The organism is Halalkalibacter krulwichiae, from assembly GCF_002109385.1.
In the GTDB taxonomy this organism is placed as follows: Bacteria; Bacillota; Bacilli; order Bacillales; family Bacillaceae_D; genus Halalkalibacter; species Halalkalibacter krulwichiae.
The window spans coordinates 3,197,166-3,212,227 of record NZ_CP020814.1 but is presented as its reverse complement, the minus strand read 5'-3'; the positions used below and the strand labels follow the sequence as shown (position 1 = coordinate 3,212,227).

19 protein-coding genes are annotated in these 15,062 nt (G+C 36.8%); 7 read left to right on the top strand and 12 right to left on the bottom strand.

Annotation, left to right across the window (positions count from 1 at the left end; translation table 11 throughout):
* Window positions 1-117 precede the first annotated feature (117 nt).
* Window positions 118-852, bottom strand: a complete 735-nt coding sequence (locus BkAM31D_RS16250; protein WP_066152939.1) for a GerMN domain-containing protein — start codon at window positions 850-852, stop codon at window positions 118-120.
* A 217-nt stretch (window positions 853-1,069) separates the two neighbouring features.
* Between BkAM31D_RS16250 and BkAM31D_RS16245 the strand changes: the two genes are divergently transcribed.
* Window positions 1,070-2,155: an AI-2E family transporter gene (locus tag BkAM31D_RS16245; RefSeq protein WP_066152936.1), complete on the top strand. Its 1,086-nt coding sequence runs from the start codon at window positions 1,070-1,072 to the stop codon at window positions 2,153-2,155.
* Between the two features lie 22 nt (window positions 2,156-2,177).
* Complete coding sequence (locus BkAM31D_RS16240; RefSeq protein ID WP_066152934.1) at window positions 2,178-2,546, top strand: rhodanese-like domain-containing protein; 369 nt, start codon at window positions 2,178-2,180, stop codon at window positions 2,544-2,546.
* Between the two features lie 61 nt (window positions 2,547-2,607).
* Here BkAM31D_RS16240 and BkAM31D_RS16235 read toward each other — a convergent pair whose 3' ends face one another.
* A complete protein-coding gene (locus BkAM31D_RS16235) occupies window positions 2,608-2,739 on the bottom strand; it encodes a DUF3941 domain-containing protein (RefSeq protein ID WP_084372125.1) in 132 nt (43 codons plus the stop codon).
* A gap of 128 nt (window positions 2,740-2,867) precedes the next feature.
* On the opposite strand from BkAM31D_RS16235, the gene BkAM31D_RS16230 reads away from it, so the two are divergent.
* The 4 genes from BkAM31D_RS16230 to BkAM31D_RS16215 all read left to right on the top strand — a co-directional run bounded on the left by BkAM31D_RS16230 (window position 2,868) and on the right by BkAM31D_RS16215 (window position 5,405).
* Window positions 2,868-3,137, top strand: coding sequence for a YbyB family protein (locus tag BkAM31D_RS16230; protein ID WP_066152931.1), 270 nt, complete (start codon window positions 2,868-2,870; stop codon window positions 3,135-3,137).
* A gap of 150 nt (window positions 3,138-3,287) precedes the next feature.
* Window positions 3,288-4,067 (top strand): esterase, encoded by a 780-nt coding sequence (gene yjfP, locus BkAM31D_RS16225; protein ID WP_066152928.1) that lies wholly within the window; start codon window positions 3,288-3,290, stop codon window positions 4,065-4,067.
* Between the two features lie 16 nt (window positions 4,068-4,083).
* Entirely contained in the window at window positions 4,084-4,917 is an 834-nt protein-coding gene (locus BkAM31D_RS16220; protein ID WP_066152925.1) for a YitT family protein, read from the top strand.
* Between the two features lie 14 nt (window positions 4,918-4,931).
* Window positions 4,932-5,405 carry a BsuPI-related putative proteinase inhibitor gene (locus BkAM31D_RS16215; RefSeq protein WP_066152922.1) on the top strand — a complete coding sequence of 158 codons (474 nt, stop codon included), beginning with the start codon at window positions 4,932-4,934 and terminating at the stop codon, window positions 5,403-5,405.
* A 62-nt stretch (window positions 5,406-5,467) separates the two neighbouring features.
* On the opposite strand, the gene BkAM31D_RS16210 is transcribed toward BkAM31D_RS16215, so the two are convergent.
* From BkAM31D_RS16210 to BkAM31D_RS16170, 10 genes are all read right to left on the bottom strand, one after another.
* Window positions 5,468-5,656, bottom strand: coding sequence for a hypothetical protein (locus BkAM31D_RS16210; protein WP_066152920.1), 189 nt, complete (start codon window positions 5,654-5,656; stop codon window positions 5,468-5,470).
* A 22-nt stretch (window positions 5,657-5,678) separates the two neighbouring features.
* A complete protein-coding gene (locus tag BkAM31D_RS16205; protein ID WP_066152918.1) occupies window positions 5,679-8,663 on the bottom strand; it encodes a DEAD/DEAH box helicase in 2,985 nt (994 codons plus the stop codon).
* On the bottom strand, window positions 8,653-9,912 hold the full coding sequence (locus BkAM31D_RS16200; RefSeq protein WP_066152913.1) for a hypothetical protein: 1,260 nt from the start codon (window positions 9,910-9,912) through the stop codon (window positions 8,653-8,655). The genes BkAM31D_RS16205 and BkAM31D_RS16200 overlap by 11 nt, the downstream gene beginning before the upstream one ends.
* Window positions 9,913-10,128: 216 nt before the next feature.
* Window positions 10,129-10,434, bottom strand: coding sequence for an AzlD domain-containing protein (locus BkAM31D_RS16195; protein WP_066152910.1), 306 nt, complete (start codon window positions 10,432-10,434; stop codon window positions 10,129-10,131).
* Window positions 10,431-11,138 carry an AzlC family ABC transporter permease gene (locus BkAM31D_RS16190; RefSeq protein ID WP_066152908.1) on the bottom strand — a complete coding sequence of 236 codons (708 nt, stop codon included), beginning with the start codon at window positions 11,136-11,138 and terminating at the stop codon, window positions 10,431-10,433. The genes BkAM31D_RS16195 and BkAM31D_RS16190 overlap by 4 nt, the downstream gene beginning before the upstream one ends.
* 293 nt (window positions 11,139-11,431) lie before the next feature.
* Window positions 11,432-11,647 (bottom strand): YkzI domain-containing protein, encoded by a 216-nt coding sequence (locus BkAM31D_RS24485; protein WP_257391584.1) that lies wholly within the window; start codon window positions 11,645-11,647, stop codon window positions 11,432-11,434.
* Between the two features lie 26 nt (window positions 11,648-11,673).
* Window positions 11,674-12,033 carry a hypothetical protein gene (locus BkAM31D_RS24480; protein WP_257391583.1) on the bottom strand — a complete coding sequence of 120 codons (360 nt, stop codon included), beginning with the start codon at window positions 12,031-12,033 and terminating at the stop codon, window positions 11,674-11,676.
* 221 nt (window positions 12,034-12,254) lie between these two features.
* Window positions 12,255-12,710 carry a GNAT family N-acetyltransferase gene (locus BkAM31D_RS16180; RefSeq protein ID WP_066152906.1) on the bottom strand — a complete coding sequence of 152 codons (456 nt, stop codon included), beginning with the start codon at window positions 12,708-12,710 and terminating at the stop codon, window positions 12,255-12,257.
* Window positions 12,711-12,829: 119 nt separating this feature from the next.
* Window positions 12,830-13,057: a DUF3813 domain-containing protein gene (locus tag BkAM31D_RS16175; RefSeq protein ID WP_066152903.1), complete on the bottom strand. Its 228-nt coding sequence runs from the start codon at window positions 13,055-13,057 to the stop codon at window positions 12,830-12,832.
* Between the two features lie 136 nt (window positions 13,058-13,193).
* Window positions 13,194-14,003 carry a Cof-type HAD-IIB family hydrolase gene (locus BkAM31D_RS16170; protein ID WP_066152900.1) on the bottom strand — a complete coding sequence of 270 codons (810 nt, stop codon included), beginning with the start codon at window positions 14,001-14,003 and terminating at the stop codon, window positions 13,194-13,196.
* Between the two features lie 139 nt (window positions 14,004-14,142).
* Between BkAM31D_RS16170 and ctaG the strand changes: the two genes are divergently transcribed.
* Entirely contained in the window at window positions 14,143-15,060 is a 918-nt protein-coding gene (gene ctaG, locus BkAM31D_RS16165; RefSeq protein WP_066152897.1) for a cytochrome c oxidase assembly factor CtaG, read from the top strand.
* Window positions 15,061-15,062: the final 2 nt, after the last annotated feature.

Sequence of the window (15,062 nt, the reverse complement as noted above, 5' to 3'; positions counted from 1 at the left end):
TTGAAGAACTTGATCAAAAAGGTCATTTACAAGGAGGAGAAGACCTGAAATATAGAACGGTTCCTAACAAAAAAAGTGTCCCAAAGCTTTCTTGACTTTTGAGACACTTTCCATGTGTTATTCAGTATACATTTGATAGTTTTCGAGGTTTTCAGCTACAATTGGTTCACTTGTGTCAATATGTCCAAACAACTCTGGATGGATTTCACCATTAACTAAAATTTGAGTTTGATTATAACCAAATTGTTTCATGATCATCGCGATTTGTTGAAGGAGCATGTGTTCAGTTCCAGCACCGACTTGTGTTTCTAAGAAGGAATTGGAAAACGATACATGAGCAACTCCATTTTTGATCTCGACCGATTGAACTTCAACGTTTTGTTTAATAATTGATGTTAATCCGGAAATGCCTGGTCCTTCCATCCAAGCTTCTAACGTATCTTTATAGATTGAATCGTTAGAAGTTTCAATTGCTCTTTCAACACGATACATGTCCATAACATTATCATCTGAAAAAATTAATTGTACAGTAGTAGTAGACGGCTCTTCAACAGTTGCTTCTTCTGTTGTTTCACTGTCACTAGTATCTTCTTCTAGTTCCTCCGTAGCAATAGTTTCTTCCGTATGTTCTTCAACAGGCTCTTCAACAGGCTCTTCTGCATGTTCTGTTTCAAGTTCTTCCTCTTCAAGATTAGCCTCTTCATTGTCTGATTCTTCAAGCTCAGCTTCATCGATTGCCGGCTCTTCAGTTTCAGCTGTTTCGGTCCCTTGATTTTCGTTGGTACCTTGCCCGCAAGCACTTAGAACAAGAATAAATAGTCCTAGTATCATAAACCATGATAGTCTTTTCATAAATGCTTCCCCCTTTCGTAGTAAGAAACGTTTCCAATGATTCATTATACAGGAAATCTTACACATTAAATTCTACATGAATCATGTCGAATTACAATGAGAAATTTGGTGAAAAGAAGAATTGAGGTTGTTCATATTGATTTAATGTGTAAAAGAAGAAGATTTCAGCAGAACATGGTACAATAAGAAAAGAATTACATACGAAAGGGATTTTGCGATGCCAAATACGAAGGCTTTTCGAATCGGATATGGAATTGTGCTTGTTTTCGTTATTATTTATCTTGGCTCTTTAGTCGATTGGGTGTTTAAGCCAATAGCAATTCTAGTTCAAACGTTATTTGCTCCAATCGTTCTGGCTGGTGTATTATACTATTTATTACGTCCGTTTGTTAGGCTGCTTTCAATAAGAATACCGAGAACACTTGCCATTTTGATCTTGTATTTAAGTGTTTTAGGGTTGTTAACAGCAGCTTTCTTAATCATTGGGCCTGAGTTGCAAAAGCAATTTTATAGTTTTACACGGAATATGCCTGTTTTTATTAATGAAATTCGTGATATGTTTATCAGCCTTCAAGAAAATGAATACATAGCAAGATTCCAAGAAGGTGAAAATTTCACATTTGAAGAAATTACAATGGAGCTTGCGAATTATGTTAATAATATTTTTTCTAATATTGGCCATAATTTAGCTAACTTCATTGGATTTGTTGCAAATGCACTAATTATAGTAGTGATTATTCCATTTGTATTGTTTTATATGTTAAAGGAGGGAGAGAAGGCTCCCAATCAACTACTAAAGCTTTTACCTGAAAAAAGACAACAAGAAGGAAGAGAAATATTAAAAGCGATGGACTTTGCATTAAGCTCGTATATCCAAGGGCAAATTCTTGTGAGTATTTGTGTAGGGATTCTCGCTTATATTGCTTTTCTTATTATTGGCCTAGATTATCCGTTAGTACTAGCGTTAGTAGCAATGTTTACAAATGTTATACCGTTCGTTGGTCCATGGATTGGGACGATTCCTGCTGTTATCGTCGGTTTGCTGCATTCTCCATTCATGGCATTACTAGTAATTATTGTCGTGGTCATTGTTCAGCAAATTGAAAGTAACTTAATTTCTCCTCAAATTATGGGTAGAAAATTATCGATTCATCCTTTAACGATTATTTTCTTACTCCTAGTTGCAGGTCGCTTTGCAGGTTTAATTGGACTATTAATTGCTGTCCCAACGTACGCGGTTGGAAAAGTACTAGTATTACATATTTATCGATTGTGGTTATTAAGAAATACTAAGCTTGATTAAATGATAAATTGAGGTGGAGCTAATGGGATTTGAACAAGATGGAATTATTCAAGTTGAAAAAGAAGAACTAAAGGAATTAATCAAAGGAGATCGAAAAGACCCTATTATTATTGATGTTCGTGAATTGGAAGAGTATGAAGAGGCGCATATCCCAGGAGTGCCATTAATCCCTATGGGAAATATCCCAAATGTTGTGAAGCAATTAGACAAGGAGCAATCTTATCTTTTTGTATGTCGAAGTGGGGGAAGAAGCCAAAATGTAGCGATGTATTTACAAAGCCAAGGCTTCAAACATGTTCAGAATTACTTTGGAGGAATGTTAGCTTGGGATGGAGAAGTTCAATCAGGTCTGGAATGGGTAGTAAAAGATGTAAGTGAACTCAAAAAATAAAATAAAAGATTCAAGGGGCTTAAAACCTCTTGAATCTTTTTTGTAGACAAAAACAAAATTCTTATAGGTGATCAGTCTTTTTAGAATAACTATGTTTTCCTTGTTCAGCATTCATGTGTGCCTGTTCATTCTTTTGTCTGTTAAGTGCATTGTTGTCTTTTTTCTTTTTATTATTATCGCCTGTTCGAGACATGTAATCACCTTCTTTCGCCAAAAGTTTATTTTTAGTTTGTCCGATTTTAGCGATTGTATGAAGATGATGTTTTATTTTCAGAGAGCAGGGTAGTTAAATAGTAATACAACTGAAAGGTGGAGATGAAAATGGTAAAAAAAGCAATCGTTGCTTCAGCGGCGGCAGTAGTTGGTGCCGCGACGGTTTTATTAGGAGATCGTAATCGCAGAACAAAGATATCTCAATCTGTTCAGAAGATATTACCACTTAGGCAAAAGGAAAAGAACAAATTAAATGTTGCAGAAAAGAAGAAGAATCTTGGCCATTCTCATCCTTATGATTATGAGGATAATAAAATGGTTGGAGAAGGAGCACTTACAAGTGTGCAATATTATAATAAAAAACAACAAACAAGTTAAATGAGCTTTACGGTTAAGGTGTCTTTAAAGGTTAAACATTACCTTTTGAGACACCTTTTTTGTTATGATTCAGTTAGCAGTAATGTGAATTGATAATTATGGAATGCTATAATTAGAAAATGATCTTGGTAAAGGATGGGAGTAGTATTAATGATTACAATTAAAAATGAAACAATTACACAGATTCCAACGTTACATGTAGTGAAAGAAGAAATTCAAGATCAACAAGAACTACCAACGGTTTTCTTCTTACATGGGTTTACAAGTGCGAAAGAGCATAATTTACATGTTGCTTATTTATTAGCGGAGCGAGGCTTCAGGGTGTTCCTCCCAGATGCATTACATCACGGGGAACGTGAAAAGAATATATCGGCTGAACAACGCAATTTATCTTTTTGGGAAATTGTCTTAACATCGATAAAAGAGTTGAACATGATGAAGAAGACACTCGAACAGCAATCGGTAATCAACGGGGAGAATATAGGTGTAATTGGTACTTCGATGGGCGCGATTACAATGTTTGGAGCGTTAACACAATATAGATGGATCGAGACAGCTGTATCATTTATGGGGACAGCCTATTATCAAAGGTTTGCCCATGGACTTCTCTCGACAGTAGAACAAAGAGGCTTAACGATCGAGGACAACCTGAAAGAAGAAATGTTTAAGCAGATTATTCCGTTTGATTTATCAACTCAGTTACACAAGATAAATGGTCGTCCTTTGTTAATATGGCATGGAAAAGAAGATGAGGTTGTCCCATATCCTCTTTCAGAGAAGCTATATGAAGAATTAGCCGCGAATTATCAAGACGCTCCAGAGCATCTTCAGTTTTTAGCAGAAGAGAAAACAGGACATAAGGTTTCAAGAAGAGCAGTTTTGCATTCTGTAGATTGGTTTGACCGACATTTACGAAAGGTTACATCATAATGATGAGATTTGGAATATGAAGCAAAGAACATTACAAGAAATTCAAAAAATAATAGCAGTCATAGTCGGAGCCTTTTTTCTTGCAGCTGGATTAAACTTCTTTTTGATTCCCGCAAATGTGTTTGCGAGTGGATTTACTGGGGTTGCGCAAATCATTGCAGTAGTTGTCCCACTATCTACTGGTGTATTACTTTTCTTATTAAACATTCCAGTCGCTATTTTAGGGTGGTTGAAAATAGGGAAGAGCTTTACGATTTATAGCTTTATAAATGTTGCTTTGACAACTTTCTTTCTTGAATTATTACCAGTTTGGCAATTCTCACCTGATATTTTATTAAATGCGGTTTTTGGTGGTGTCATACTTGCTATTGGTGCAGGAATTCCGTTGAAATGGGGTTCTTCCTCAGGTGGTCTTGACATCATTGCGTTAATCTTATCTAGAGTTAGTGATCGACCGGTAGGAATTTACTTTTTAGGATTAAACAGTGTGATTGTGATAACATCTGGACTGTTGTTTGATCCTGAGAAGGCGTTGTATACTTTAGTAACATTATATGTTTCTTCTCGCGTAATTGATGCGATCTATACACGACACGTAAAGTTAACAGCTATGATTGTTACAAAAAATGCTGAGCAATTACGAGAAGCAATTCATAGACGTGTAACGAGAGGGATTACTAGAATTCCTTCCATCGGAGGGTATACGTCAGAAGAACAAGAAGTCTTAATGATTGTTATTACCCGTTACGAATTATTTGAACTGAAGCAAGTCATACAGGAAGTAGATCCAAAAGCTTTTACAAACATTGTTGAAACAGCAGGGATATTTGGCTTCTTCCGAAAAGAATGAAAGGAGGAAACGTAATGAAGTGGGCATGGTTCATTGCTTTCCTATTTATCATAACAGGCTGTGGTACGGGAGTGAACGCTCCTGTTGAATTAAAAGGTGGAGATGATTCAATGGAAACAACTGATTGGTTATTTGATGTGGTAACTGAGCAATCAAATGGAGAGCTAATCGTCACAATGGCTGTTACGAATAATCAAGAAAAAGATTCATCCATTGATTTTTCATCAGGACAAAAATACGAAATTGTTTTATTAGATCAAAATGGAGTAATTAAGTATCGATATTCGGAGGGGAAAATGTTTACGATGGCACTTGTTCACGAAACTTTTGCACCTTCTGAAACAAAGAAATATCAAGAGACGATTCAACTTGAAGAACTCGAGCCAGGTACGTATATGATGGAAGTGAAATTCATTGTCGCGGCAATAAATGGCAAAGCAAATGATAGTGATACATTTATGAAACAAGTTGAAATTGAAATTAAATAATAACGAAGAGGGCGGGCGTCTCAAAGTTGTAAATAAAACTTTGAGACGCCCTTCTTTTCATACTAACGTTCTTTTTCTGATTGGACCTCCGCGTTCCATCTTCGGTTTGCTTCATGTTGAAGCATTTTTTTAAATTGAGTGTACGGCTCGTCGTCTTCGGATTCGATTGTAGCTTCAGGTGTAATCAAGTCAGGCTTTCGTGTTTTTTTACTATGCCAATACTCATCAAAAGGCTTTTTAAGCTTTTTCATATGGTCTAATAGACTCCTTTTGTTAATTCCTTAATTGAATAAGCTCGAGTATTTCATCGTTTGTTAGTTCGGTGATTTGTTGTTCACCTGCAGCCAAGATATGGTCTGCTAATGCTTGCTTCTTAACTAGCATCTGGTCAATACGTTCTTCTAAGGTGCCAGTTGTAATTAGTTTATGGACCGTTACATCCTTTGTTTGGCCAATCCGGTAAGCGCGATCTGTTGCTTGGTTTTCAACTGCTGGATTCCACCAACGGTCATAATGGATCACATTTGTGGCAGCAGTAAGATTAAGTCCAACACCACCAGCTTTTAGTGATAGAACAAAAAATGGAACATCACTTTGTTCTTGAAAAGCTTTTATCGCTTCTTGTCGTTTCATTCTCGTTAGACTTCCATGAAGAAACGGGACTTGTTTCTTAAACTTATTCTCTAGTGTTTGAGTGATGAGCATTCCCATTTCCTTGTATTGTGAGAAGATCAATACTTTTTCCTTTTTTTCATGTAGGCTGCTTACAAGTGAAATGAAGGAATCCCACTTTCCTGATTCATGATCATCCAATACACGATCTTTTAAAAAGTGGGCTGGATGATTACAGATCTGCTTAAGTTTCGTTAGGCTTTTTAAAATTAATGCTCTTCTTTCTAAAGATGAAACCTCATCAAGCTTTCCGACAATATCATCAACTACTGCTTGATAGAGCCCAGCTTGTTCCAAAGATAAATGAACATGATGAACCTTTTCTTTCTTTTTAGGTAATCCGAGCTGTAACGATTTGTCCGACTTTTTACGTCTTAGAATAAGTGGATGGATAAGTTTCTGTAATTTTATTAATTGCTCATCATCTTGATCACGTTCAATTGGTCTCATGAAATTCGATTGAAAAGATTGATAGGATCCCAGATAATTTGGATTTAATACATCTAGTAAGGACCATAGTTCACGTAATCGATTTTCAATTGGAGTACCGGTTAATGCGATTCGGTGAATCGCATTAATTCCCTTTATAATTCGTCGCTGTTTCGTTTCAATGTTTTTAATGTGCTGAGCTTCATCTAAAAGCAAACCGTTCCAACTCACTTGTTGAAGCAACTCACTATCTCTTACACTTAATTGATAAGTGGTTATAACAAGATCCCATCTTTTAGAATCAATGTCCGCTGCGCTTAGTCTTGAGGGACCATGGTGTACAAATACGCGAATACTAGGGGCAAATTGTTGACATTCATTTACCCAGTTATAGAGTAGGGAAGTAGGACAAATGAGAAGAAAAGGAGCATGATTTTCCTGAGCTTCTTTTTGTGCCTCAATAACATATAAAATATATGCGATTGTCTGTATTGACTTTCCAAGCCCCATATCATCGGCTAAACAACCACCAAAACCCGACCTTCTTAAATGAACTAACCATGAAAGACCTTCATGTTGGTAAGGGCGTAGGGTTCCTGTTAATTTCTCTGGAATAGGAACGAGATCTGGTGATGTAGTGTATAGTTCTTTTAAAGCAGTTGTTAGAGACTCTCCCCATGAAACATCCCAATCGATATCTAGTTCTAGTTCATTGTTTGCTTCATTCGTTTGGTCGAGCCTCCAAGCATCTAAGAAGGAGGTTTCATTTTCTACACGATCTAAGTATTGAAGAAGCTTATCAGCAAGAGACTTGTCCCAAGCAGTCCATTCACCATTTGAATAAAGGAACGGTCGTTGGCCGTTTACATATTCTTCGAACTCTTGTTTATTAATTTTTTGATTACCGAGTGCGATATCATAAGTAAATGAAGCTACACTTTGCCAATCAAGCAGAGGTTCGCTTACTGCCCCACCTCGTTCTGGTTGCTTCATAATTAAGTTTACGCGTGGTTTCTTATTTTCTCTCATCCATTTTGGCACAATTAAGTGGAATCCAAGCTGTTTTAAAAGCTCATCTGACGTTGTGAAAAGTTCATATGCGTCCTCTGCCGTTAAGGATAATGTAGGAGAAGACAGACGAAGTGGTTTCAAAATATCTAACGTGTTTTGAGCCTTCTTTAAATCTATTTTTAATTGCGCAATCGGATTCTCACGCCAAGGATGTTCTCCTCTTTCTAATTGATCCATTTCAATCATCATAGAAGGACGTTTCCGGTCAACCATACAAAGTGATACTTTCCATTTCCCTTCCTTTGAATTTGGTTCTTTTAACGCTAACCCTGATTTAAAAGGTTTCATTTGCAGAACACCAGTCTGCTGTTGGAAGACAGAGGTAGACTCGCTCTTTTCTGCCGTTCCTTTCTCGAACAATTTATTAACAAGTGGTGTCCAGTCAGAGCTAACCGTTGTTTTCCAATTGTTAAATGCATCCGTGACGGAATCATTTAGGAGTGAGCGAATGAATGCGTCTGCGATCTTATTCACAATAAGATGAAACATTTCCTCCGTCAGTATGGTTGCTTGCTCATGCTGAATATAACTAGTGTTAGCTCTAATCGCTTTTCCTGACATGGGCAAATATTGAAGCCATTGATCATAAGGAAAGTGATCAAGTTGCCACTCTCCCGAACCTTTTGGTGAGAATGATCCAATTTTAATACAATCTTGAATTTGTTTATATACAGACAGCCAAGCTTTAAAATCGGGAGCAAGGTACAGCTCCTTTTCATCGTTCCAAGATTCAAACAATGGAATATATTCAGCTAAAGAGTCCACTGATAAAACAAGACCCTCTAGCGGGAATGAATATTGTTCCATAGAAGATTGGGCCTGATAGACAGTAATTTCCCCTGCTAGTGATGAGTACATTCTAGAATCAATCGGTACATCAATAATCGCTTTATCGGTTTCGATAAACGTACCAAAAAAAGAAGCCTGATCTTTTCGAAATAATAGTAGTTTAAGCTCAAAAGGCGAATAAAGAAATGGATATTGAAAATTGACAATTTGGTCAAATCGCGAAGTAGGTGAACGCTCTCCCCAGATAAAGAAAGCTTCATTAAGCCATCCTCCATGAACAATAATTTTAGAGGCCAATCCGTTTCAACTCCTCGATAAATGCTCGGTATGTTTTATACATTTTTTTTAGTTTTGAGACAAATGTATGAAAAAGCTCTTGGTCTTCAAGGCTTACATAAACTTCTTGTAAGTCTTTCATATAAAGTGCTGCTTGCTCATAATGCGCTCGAGATTTCTTCTCAACAAGACGAACGATAAATTGATGATAAATCGGTCGTGCTAAATCTGGTCGAGATGCTTTCAAGGCGTATAAAAGTTCTTCTTTTTCTTCACGAAGTCGATGGGCGTCACGTTCATGGCGAAGAAAATAGTGCGAAGCTTCTTCAAACTTCTCGTAAGAAAGCAGTAATTTTTCATATGTTTTTGCTGCTTCTAATTGATGTAGTCTCTGTTCGAGTTCAGGCAATAAACGCTCAACAATCGTCAATTGCTGCTCTTCACTTAAATGACGTGTATAAGTAATGAACCTTTGATAATTGGGAGAAAGCAGCCAGCGATTCCAAACAGATTCTTGTTCTTTTAAACTTAGTGGTATCGCAGAGTTTATTTCATCGACATATTTTTGAAGCGATCCGTATTGTCCACTACTTTTTTTAGGGAAAAGAACAGAAAGCCATTGTTTCATTGTTCTATAGCGAGCTCTCGTTTTCATTAGTTCAAAGTGTGGAACTACATCATGCTCTTTAAATGCTTTGTTATTCCTCTGTAAAATCCTTAAAGCAGTAACTTCTTTTCCAGCTATTAAAGCTAAGTAGCTATATGCAAGTGCGACTGTAGAAGAACACTGCGATGTATCTATATTTTCTGATAGGACTTGATATAAGTAATCAATATGAGCAGCGGGGATGGTTGGCAAAAGCTTGATAAATAAATTCCCCCAAGGTTCATTAGCATGGTTGCCTTGCTTGATTAACAGGACAAGCAATCTTTTCAAAAATAGCCGATACGACTTTGATTGTAAATTTTTTGTGAGACGAATGATCTCAACAGTAATCGAATGATAAAAATAGTCAAATCTTCTTTGAAATTCCTGATAATTGTCAAGGCGGGTTGAGTACTGAAAGACTCCCTTCATATATGTAAGATAATAAAGATAAGGATAATCACTTTTCAAATTTGTTACGGCTGTAACCGTTTCATGAACGATTTGCTCTAAATGACGATTTGTCACGTATCTCGAAGCAGTAATGGTTTGGTACGTTAAGAGGATTGGTTGTTCTATGTCTTGATATAATTCTGATTCTTTCTTTACCAATGAACGAGTCATTTTACATTCTCACCTCTAATACGAAAAATTCCATTCTTTCATTGTATCGTGTTCAACAAAAGAAAGAAAGGGAACGGCAAAAATCATCATGGAATGAAAGGGGAAGCAAAGGAATAGTGAAAATAAAAGAGGACGTCTCAAAAGGTTTAATTTTACCTTTTGAGACGCCTCCGAAGCTATTACCATCTCTAATTCGACTTTTAGCCAGTTCTTTTATTAAAATAGCCAGGACAAAAGCATTAACATGGCAATACTACTCATGACAACAATAATGAGGTTTGCCCCTAAATATCCAACAATAATAGCTGTTATGGCCCCGCTGATCCCAAACCAGGTATTTTCATGAACGGTTAGCACTCCAGGGAAAATAAGTGCACCTAGAGCCGCATATGGTACATTTCGTAATATCGCTTGAAACCAATTGGGGATTTTTTCGACATCCATGAAAACGAGTGGAAGCATTCTTGGAATATAGGTGACAATTGCCATACCTGCAATGATTAGAAACATTGTCATATTCATTTTGAATGTCCACCTTTCTTTGTCAGTATTTCGATTCCGGCAGAAGCTAATATCGTTGCCCCGATGATTGACCATCCGCTAGGAAGAAACAACGATAAAAGGCTATTAAACACAGCTGCACTAATGGCAAGTGCGGCCACTTTACGGTGTTTCTTTAAAGATGGCATAAGAAGAGCAATAAACATAGCGTATAAGGCAATGGCCATACTTTCTTGAAGGGAAGTAGGTAAGATCGATCCAACATAATAACCAATTCCAGAGTTAATAACCCAACTGCAATAGGCAATTAAGGCAACGCCTGCTACGAAACCTGACTTAATCTTGCCTTCTTGTGTTGTTGTGACAGCAAACACTTCATCAGTAATTCCAAAAGAGTAGACAGCTTTAATAATAGGGTGATCATCTTCAACACGTTCTCGAACGGAAGCGCTCATCAATAAATGCCTTATGTTTACAATAAAAGTCGTAAAAATAATTTCAAATGCACCTGTTCCGATTGCTATTAAATTAAGCGCCATGTATTGAGCTGCTCCGGCGAAAACAAACAAACTCATCGCCAATGTTTCAGCAAATGTTAAGCCAGTACTTTTGGCTAATAGCCCAAAGGTTAAAGCTGCTGGTAAATAACCAATTGCGATGCTTATTCCTGCTAATAGCCCTTGTGAAAAAGATGACTTCTGGTGGGAAATAGCAGTCGTAGCCATGTGAAAAACTCCTCTCTAACTAACAATATATGTAATCAAGCTATATAGATTGTATGTGAAAGAACAAATTTGGACAAGAGTGAAAATACAATGAACGGGAACGGAATTGTTATAGCTAAGTGGAAAGGAAACAAGTTAGTCAAATTAAATGACTGAATGATGAAGAGTGATTAAGCGAAGATTTTATAACGTTATTCAATAGGGATTTCTTTCCCTATTTGGGCGCCCGAAAAAATGCAAGCACATAAGTGGTGCTTGCATGTTCCGCTCATATTGGAGCAGAGATTAATCATTTATAGCAGCTGTTCGACTTGTTCGCGACGAGACAAAAGCTTCTTTAATTTCTTCTTATGTGAGCTAATCAACCATTCATCAGAATCGAGTAAAGCTTCATGTAATTCCATTAATACATAGTCAATCTCAAGATTCATCATGTTATATATGATCCTAGGCTCAAGTGATTTTCCATCATCTTTGTACTGAATCATCGATCCATTTCGGTTCATCATGACCTTTTCACTCCCATCAATTTCGATCATAGACTCAATATCACCGGACTGGTATGACGTAATATAAAGGGGCCTTCAGTGGAACGTTTGACTATACCATTGCCTTTTTCATGCTGTAGTAGTTTCTCAAGCGCATTTGCTAGTACATCATCATAGATCTGAAGATTAGCAGCTGAAAGTGTGAGAAATTCAGAATTGCGGATAAAAGGGAGCTCGTGGACAGAATCGTCAAGTTCGATCATGAGGTAGATTGTTTTAGCATCATAGCGCCAAAAGAGGGAATAATGCTGACTCATCATTTTCTTAATAAACTGATGTAGCGCAGGTTTCGAAAGCTCAATATAAATATCTGAAAACTCCACTTCTATAAACGAATCTCTCATCATTTTGTAACACTCCTTTGACAGCTTCGCAGTGCTAATGGTTAGGTTGCTACATCATATGTTGAAAAGTCAGAAAAAAGAAGCGAAACGCCCAGTTTCAAGCGAAATGGGCGGATAAATTAACAATATGGGATTGGACGAATGAACCAAATAAGCTAACCAGTGGGTAAATGGCTCAAGTGATTTTCTCGAATAAATAAAAAAACTGCTGAATGAATCAGCAGTTAATAACGAAATCCGTAGCGCTTGGAAATAATATCATAGAATCCGAGTGAATTATATAGTGATTTTGTCGCTTCGTTGTTTATTCCAGTTTCTAATTCTATCCCTTTGATTCCTTCACTTTCTGCCCAGTAAATAACTTTAAGGAGCAGTTTTTTTGCGATTCCTTGATTACGGTGTTCTTTATGGACATAAAGATCATTAAGCCATATGTAATGACCGCCTTTATCTATGCTAAGTGCAACGTTAAAAAATGCAGCCCCGACCAACGTTTCTTCTTTTTCTGCGACGAAGATATGAGCTTGTGAATCTTGTTTTAAGGCAAGTTCAATTGTGCCCATTAATTGATCATACATATCTTTTGGGCCGATGGGCTCTAACTGACCCATAAATAAATTGGCAATACGTCGTTTGAATTGGATATCTACGTCTTTATCCACCTCATACACCTTAAGCATTCTTTAAGTTCCCCCTACATTGTTAACCTATTATAACTATATAAAGGGTAACACAAATTGCTATTAGTGAGTAGCAAAATTATTACTGAAATATAAAGGGCGTTTTTATAGTGAGACGATTATTGATAGAGATCGTAATCATAAAGATCATTAAGAAGATCTTGCATATGAATAATCTGATCCTGTTCAGCAGGGGATGAATAAGGAAAGGCTGAATTTAGAATCATTTTTGCACGATGTAATTCTTTTTTGACAGCTTCACGTTGAGTATCTGTTTCTGCAGCAAAAGCTAATAATTCTAAACGGGCAATCGTCTGCCTTGCTTCTTGGAAGTAGGGATTATCCATTAGTTAATCACTCGAAATGTTTGTGTATTCATAAAGTTATTCGGCTTACGGTTTAATAAGATACTCATTTCTTAACTCCTTTAGCATGTAATGGTTTACGTTTTTTAACATTCCCATTCATGTGAAGTTTATCCTATTATAAATTAAGTGCTTCTTCTAGATAGATCGCAATGCCATCTTCTTCGTTTGATAGTGTAACGGAATTAGCTAATTGTTTCAGTTCACTAATTCCATTAGCCATCGCAACACCTTGCCCTGCAAATTCAATCATTTCAAAATCATTATCCTCATCACCGAATGCAATAATTCGTTCCTTAGGAATGTTATAAAAATCAGCAACTTTCTTTAAGCCAACTGCTTTATTCATTCCTGCTTTTACGATTTCAATGACGTTAAAAGGAGCTCCCCAAACTCGTTGATCAATTACTTCAGCATGTGCATCAACCAGTAGCTCTCTTAATTGCTGAACATGATGATCTTGTGGGTGAATTAAAACACACGTAGGGTCTTCTTTTAAAATATGTAATAAATTTCCGTGATCAACGGGGGATTGTCCAGCTAGAAACGTTTCTAACAATACTTGGTCAAAATATCTAAGGTAAAAGTCATCAATAACTTCAACCATAATATTGCTAACATTAAAGGCTTCGCACGTTTCTATGACTGTTTTAGCTGTTTGAAGATCAAGTGGAGAGTGATGCGTACCAAAGCTTCTATCAAATGGGTGGTGAACAAATGCCCCATTAAAATTTACGATAGCCGTATTAAGTTGTAGTTCTTGGTAATACTGGATGCTGGCTCTATAAGGACGGCCTGTTGAAATGCATACAATATGTCCCTGAGCTCGTGCTTTAGCAATTACTTCTTTTGTCCGTGGAGATATCTTCTTTTCATCGGTTAGTAAGGTACCGTCTAAATCGAGTGCAATTAAGTGCTTTGTAGACATTTAAATCGTCCTTTCGCTGGTTGATTTTTCTTATCAAAGATTCCCGATTCGTTCAATTTTCAAATGATAAAAGTATGATATGATAGACTTGTTTTCTAAGGTATGAAAGGAACATTCCCTTATAAAGGAGGTAAGGAATGTGAGTGTATTATTTGAGAACTTTGGTTTTCGAGCTTTATGGACTCCAGAGTTGTTAGTTGGATTGCTCATTATTGGAATACTTTACTTATTAGTAATAACAAAGTGGCGACACCGCTTCAAGGATTCAAAACCTGTAAGTCTAAAGCAAAAAATCTATTTCGTCTTGGCGTTAGTTGCTTTATATATTGGTTGGGGAAGTCCACTTTATGTTGCTGGACACATTATGATTAGTTTTCACATGACGCAAATGGTGTTTGCGTACTTTATTGCAACACCTCTCTTTCTATTAGGAACCCCTAAGTGGTTTTTCCAAGCGGTAATTGATCGTTTTCGATCTCCGGTAACAGAAAAAGTTTTTCGGGTCATTTGGAGCCCAATTGTTGCACTTTTCCTATTTAATGGGCTTTTTTCATTTTATCATGTCCCATTAATGTTTGATACGTTAATGCAGTCTGTGGTATTGCACAGCTTATATGAATATTTATTGCTTTTTGCGGCTGTTTTAATGTGGTGGCATATGATTGCTCCTTTACCTAATGCGTTTCCTTTGTCAGATTTAAGGCGTGTAGGTTATATTTTTGCAAATGGTATTTTAATTACACCAGCTTGTGCGTTAATTATTTTTGCTGGAGCTCCATTGTATCAAACATATACAGACCCTACGATTTGGGCAAGTGTTATGGCGTTTTGTTTACCGGCTGGAGCCGAGGTTCCAATGGCTCTATTTTCCGGTCCAAATTCATTTGCTTTCCTTGAGACGAGGATGGATCAGCAGTTGGCTGGTGTGTTAATGAAAATAATGCAAGAGATTACGTATGGCATTACGATTGGCTATGTATTTAAGCAATGGTTATCGAAGGAAAAACAACAAGATGGTGAGTTAACGATCAGCGATATACCAACAGTGAAATCGTAATA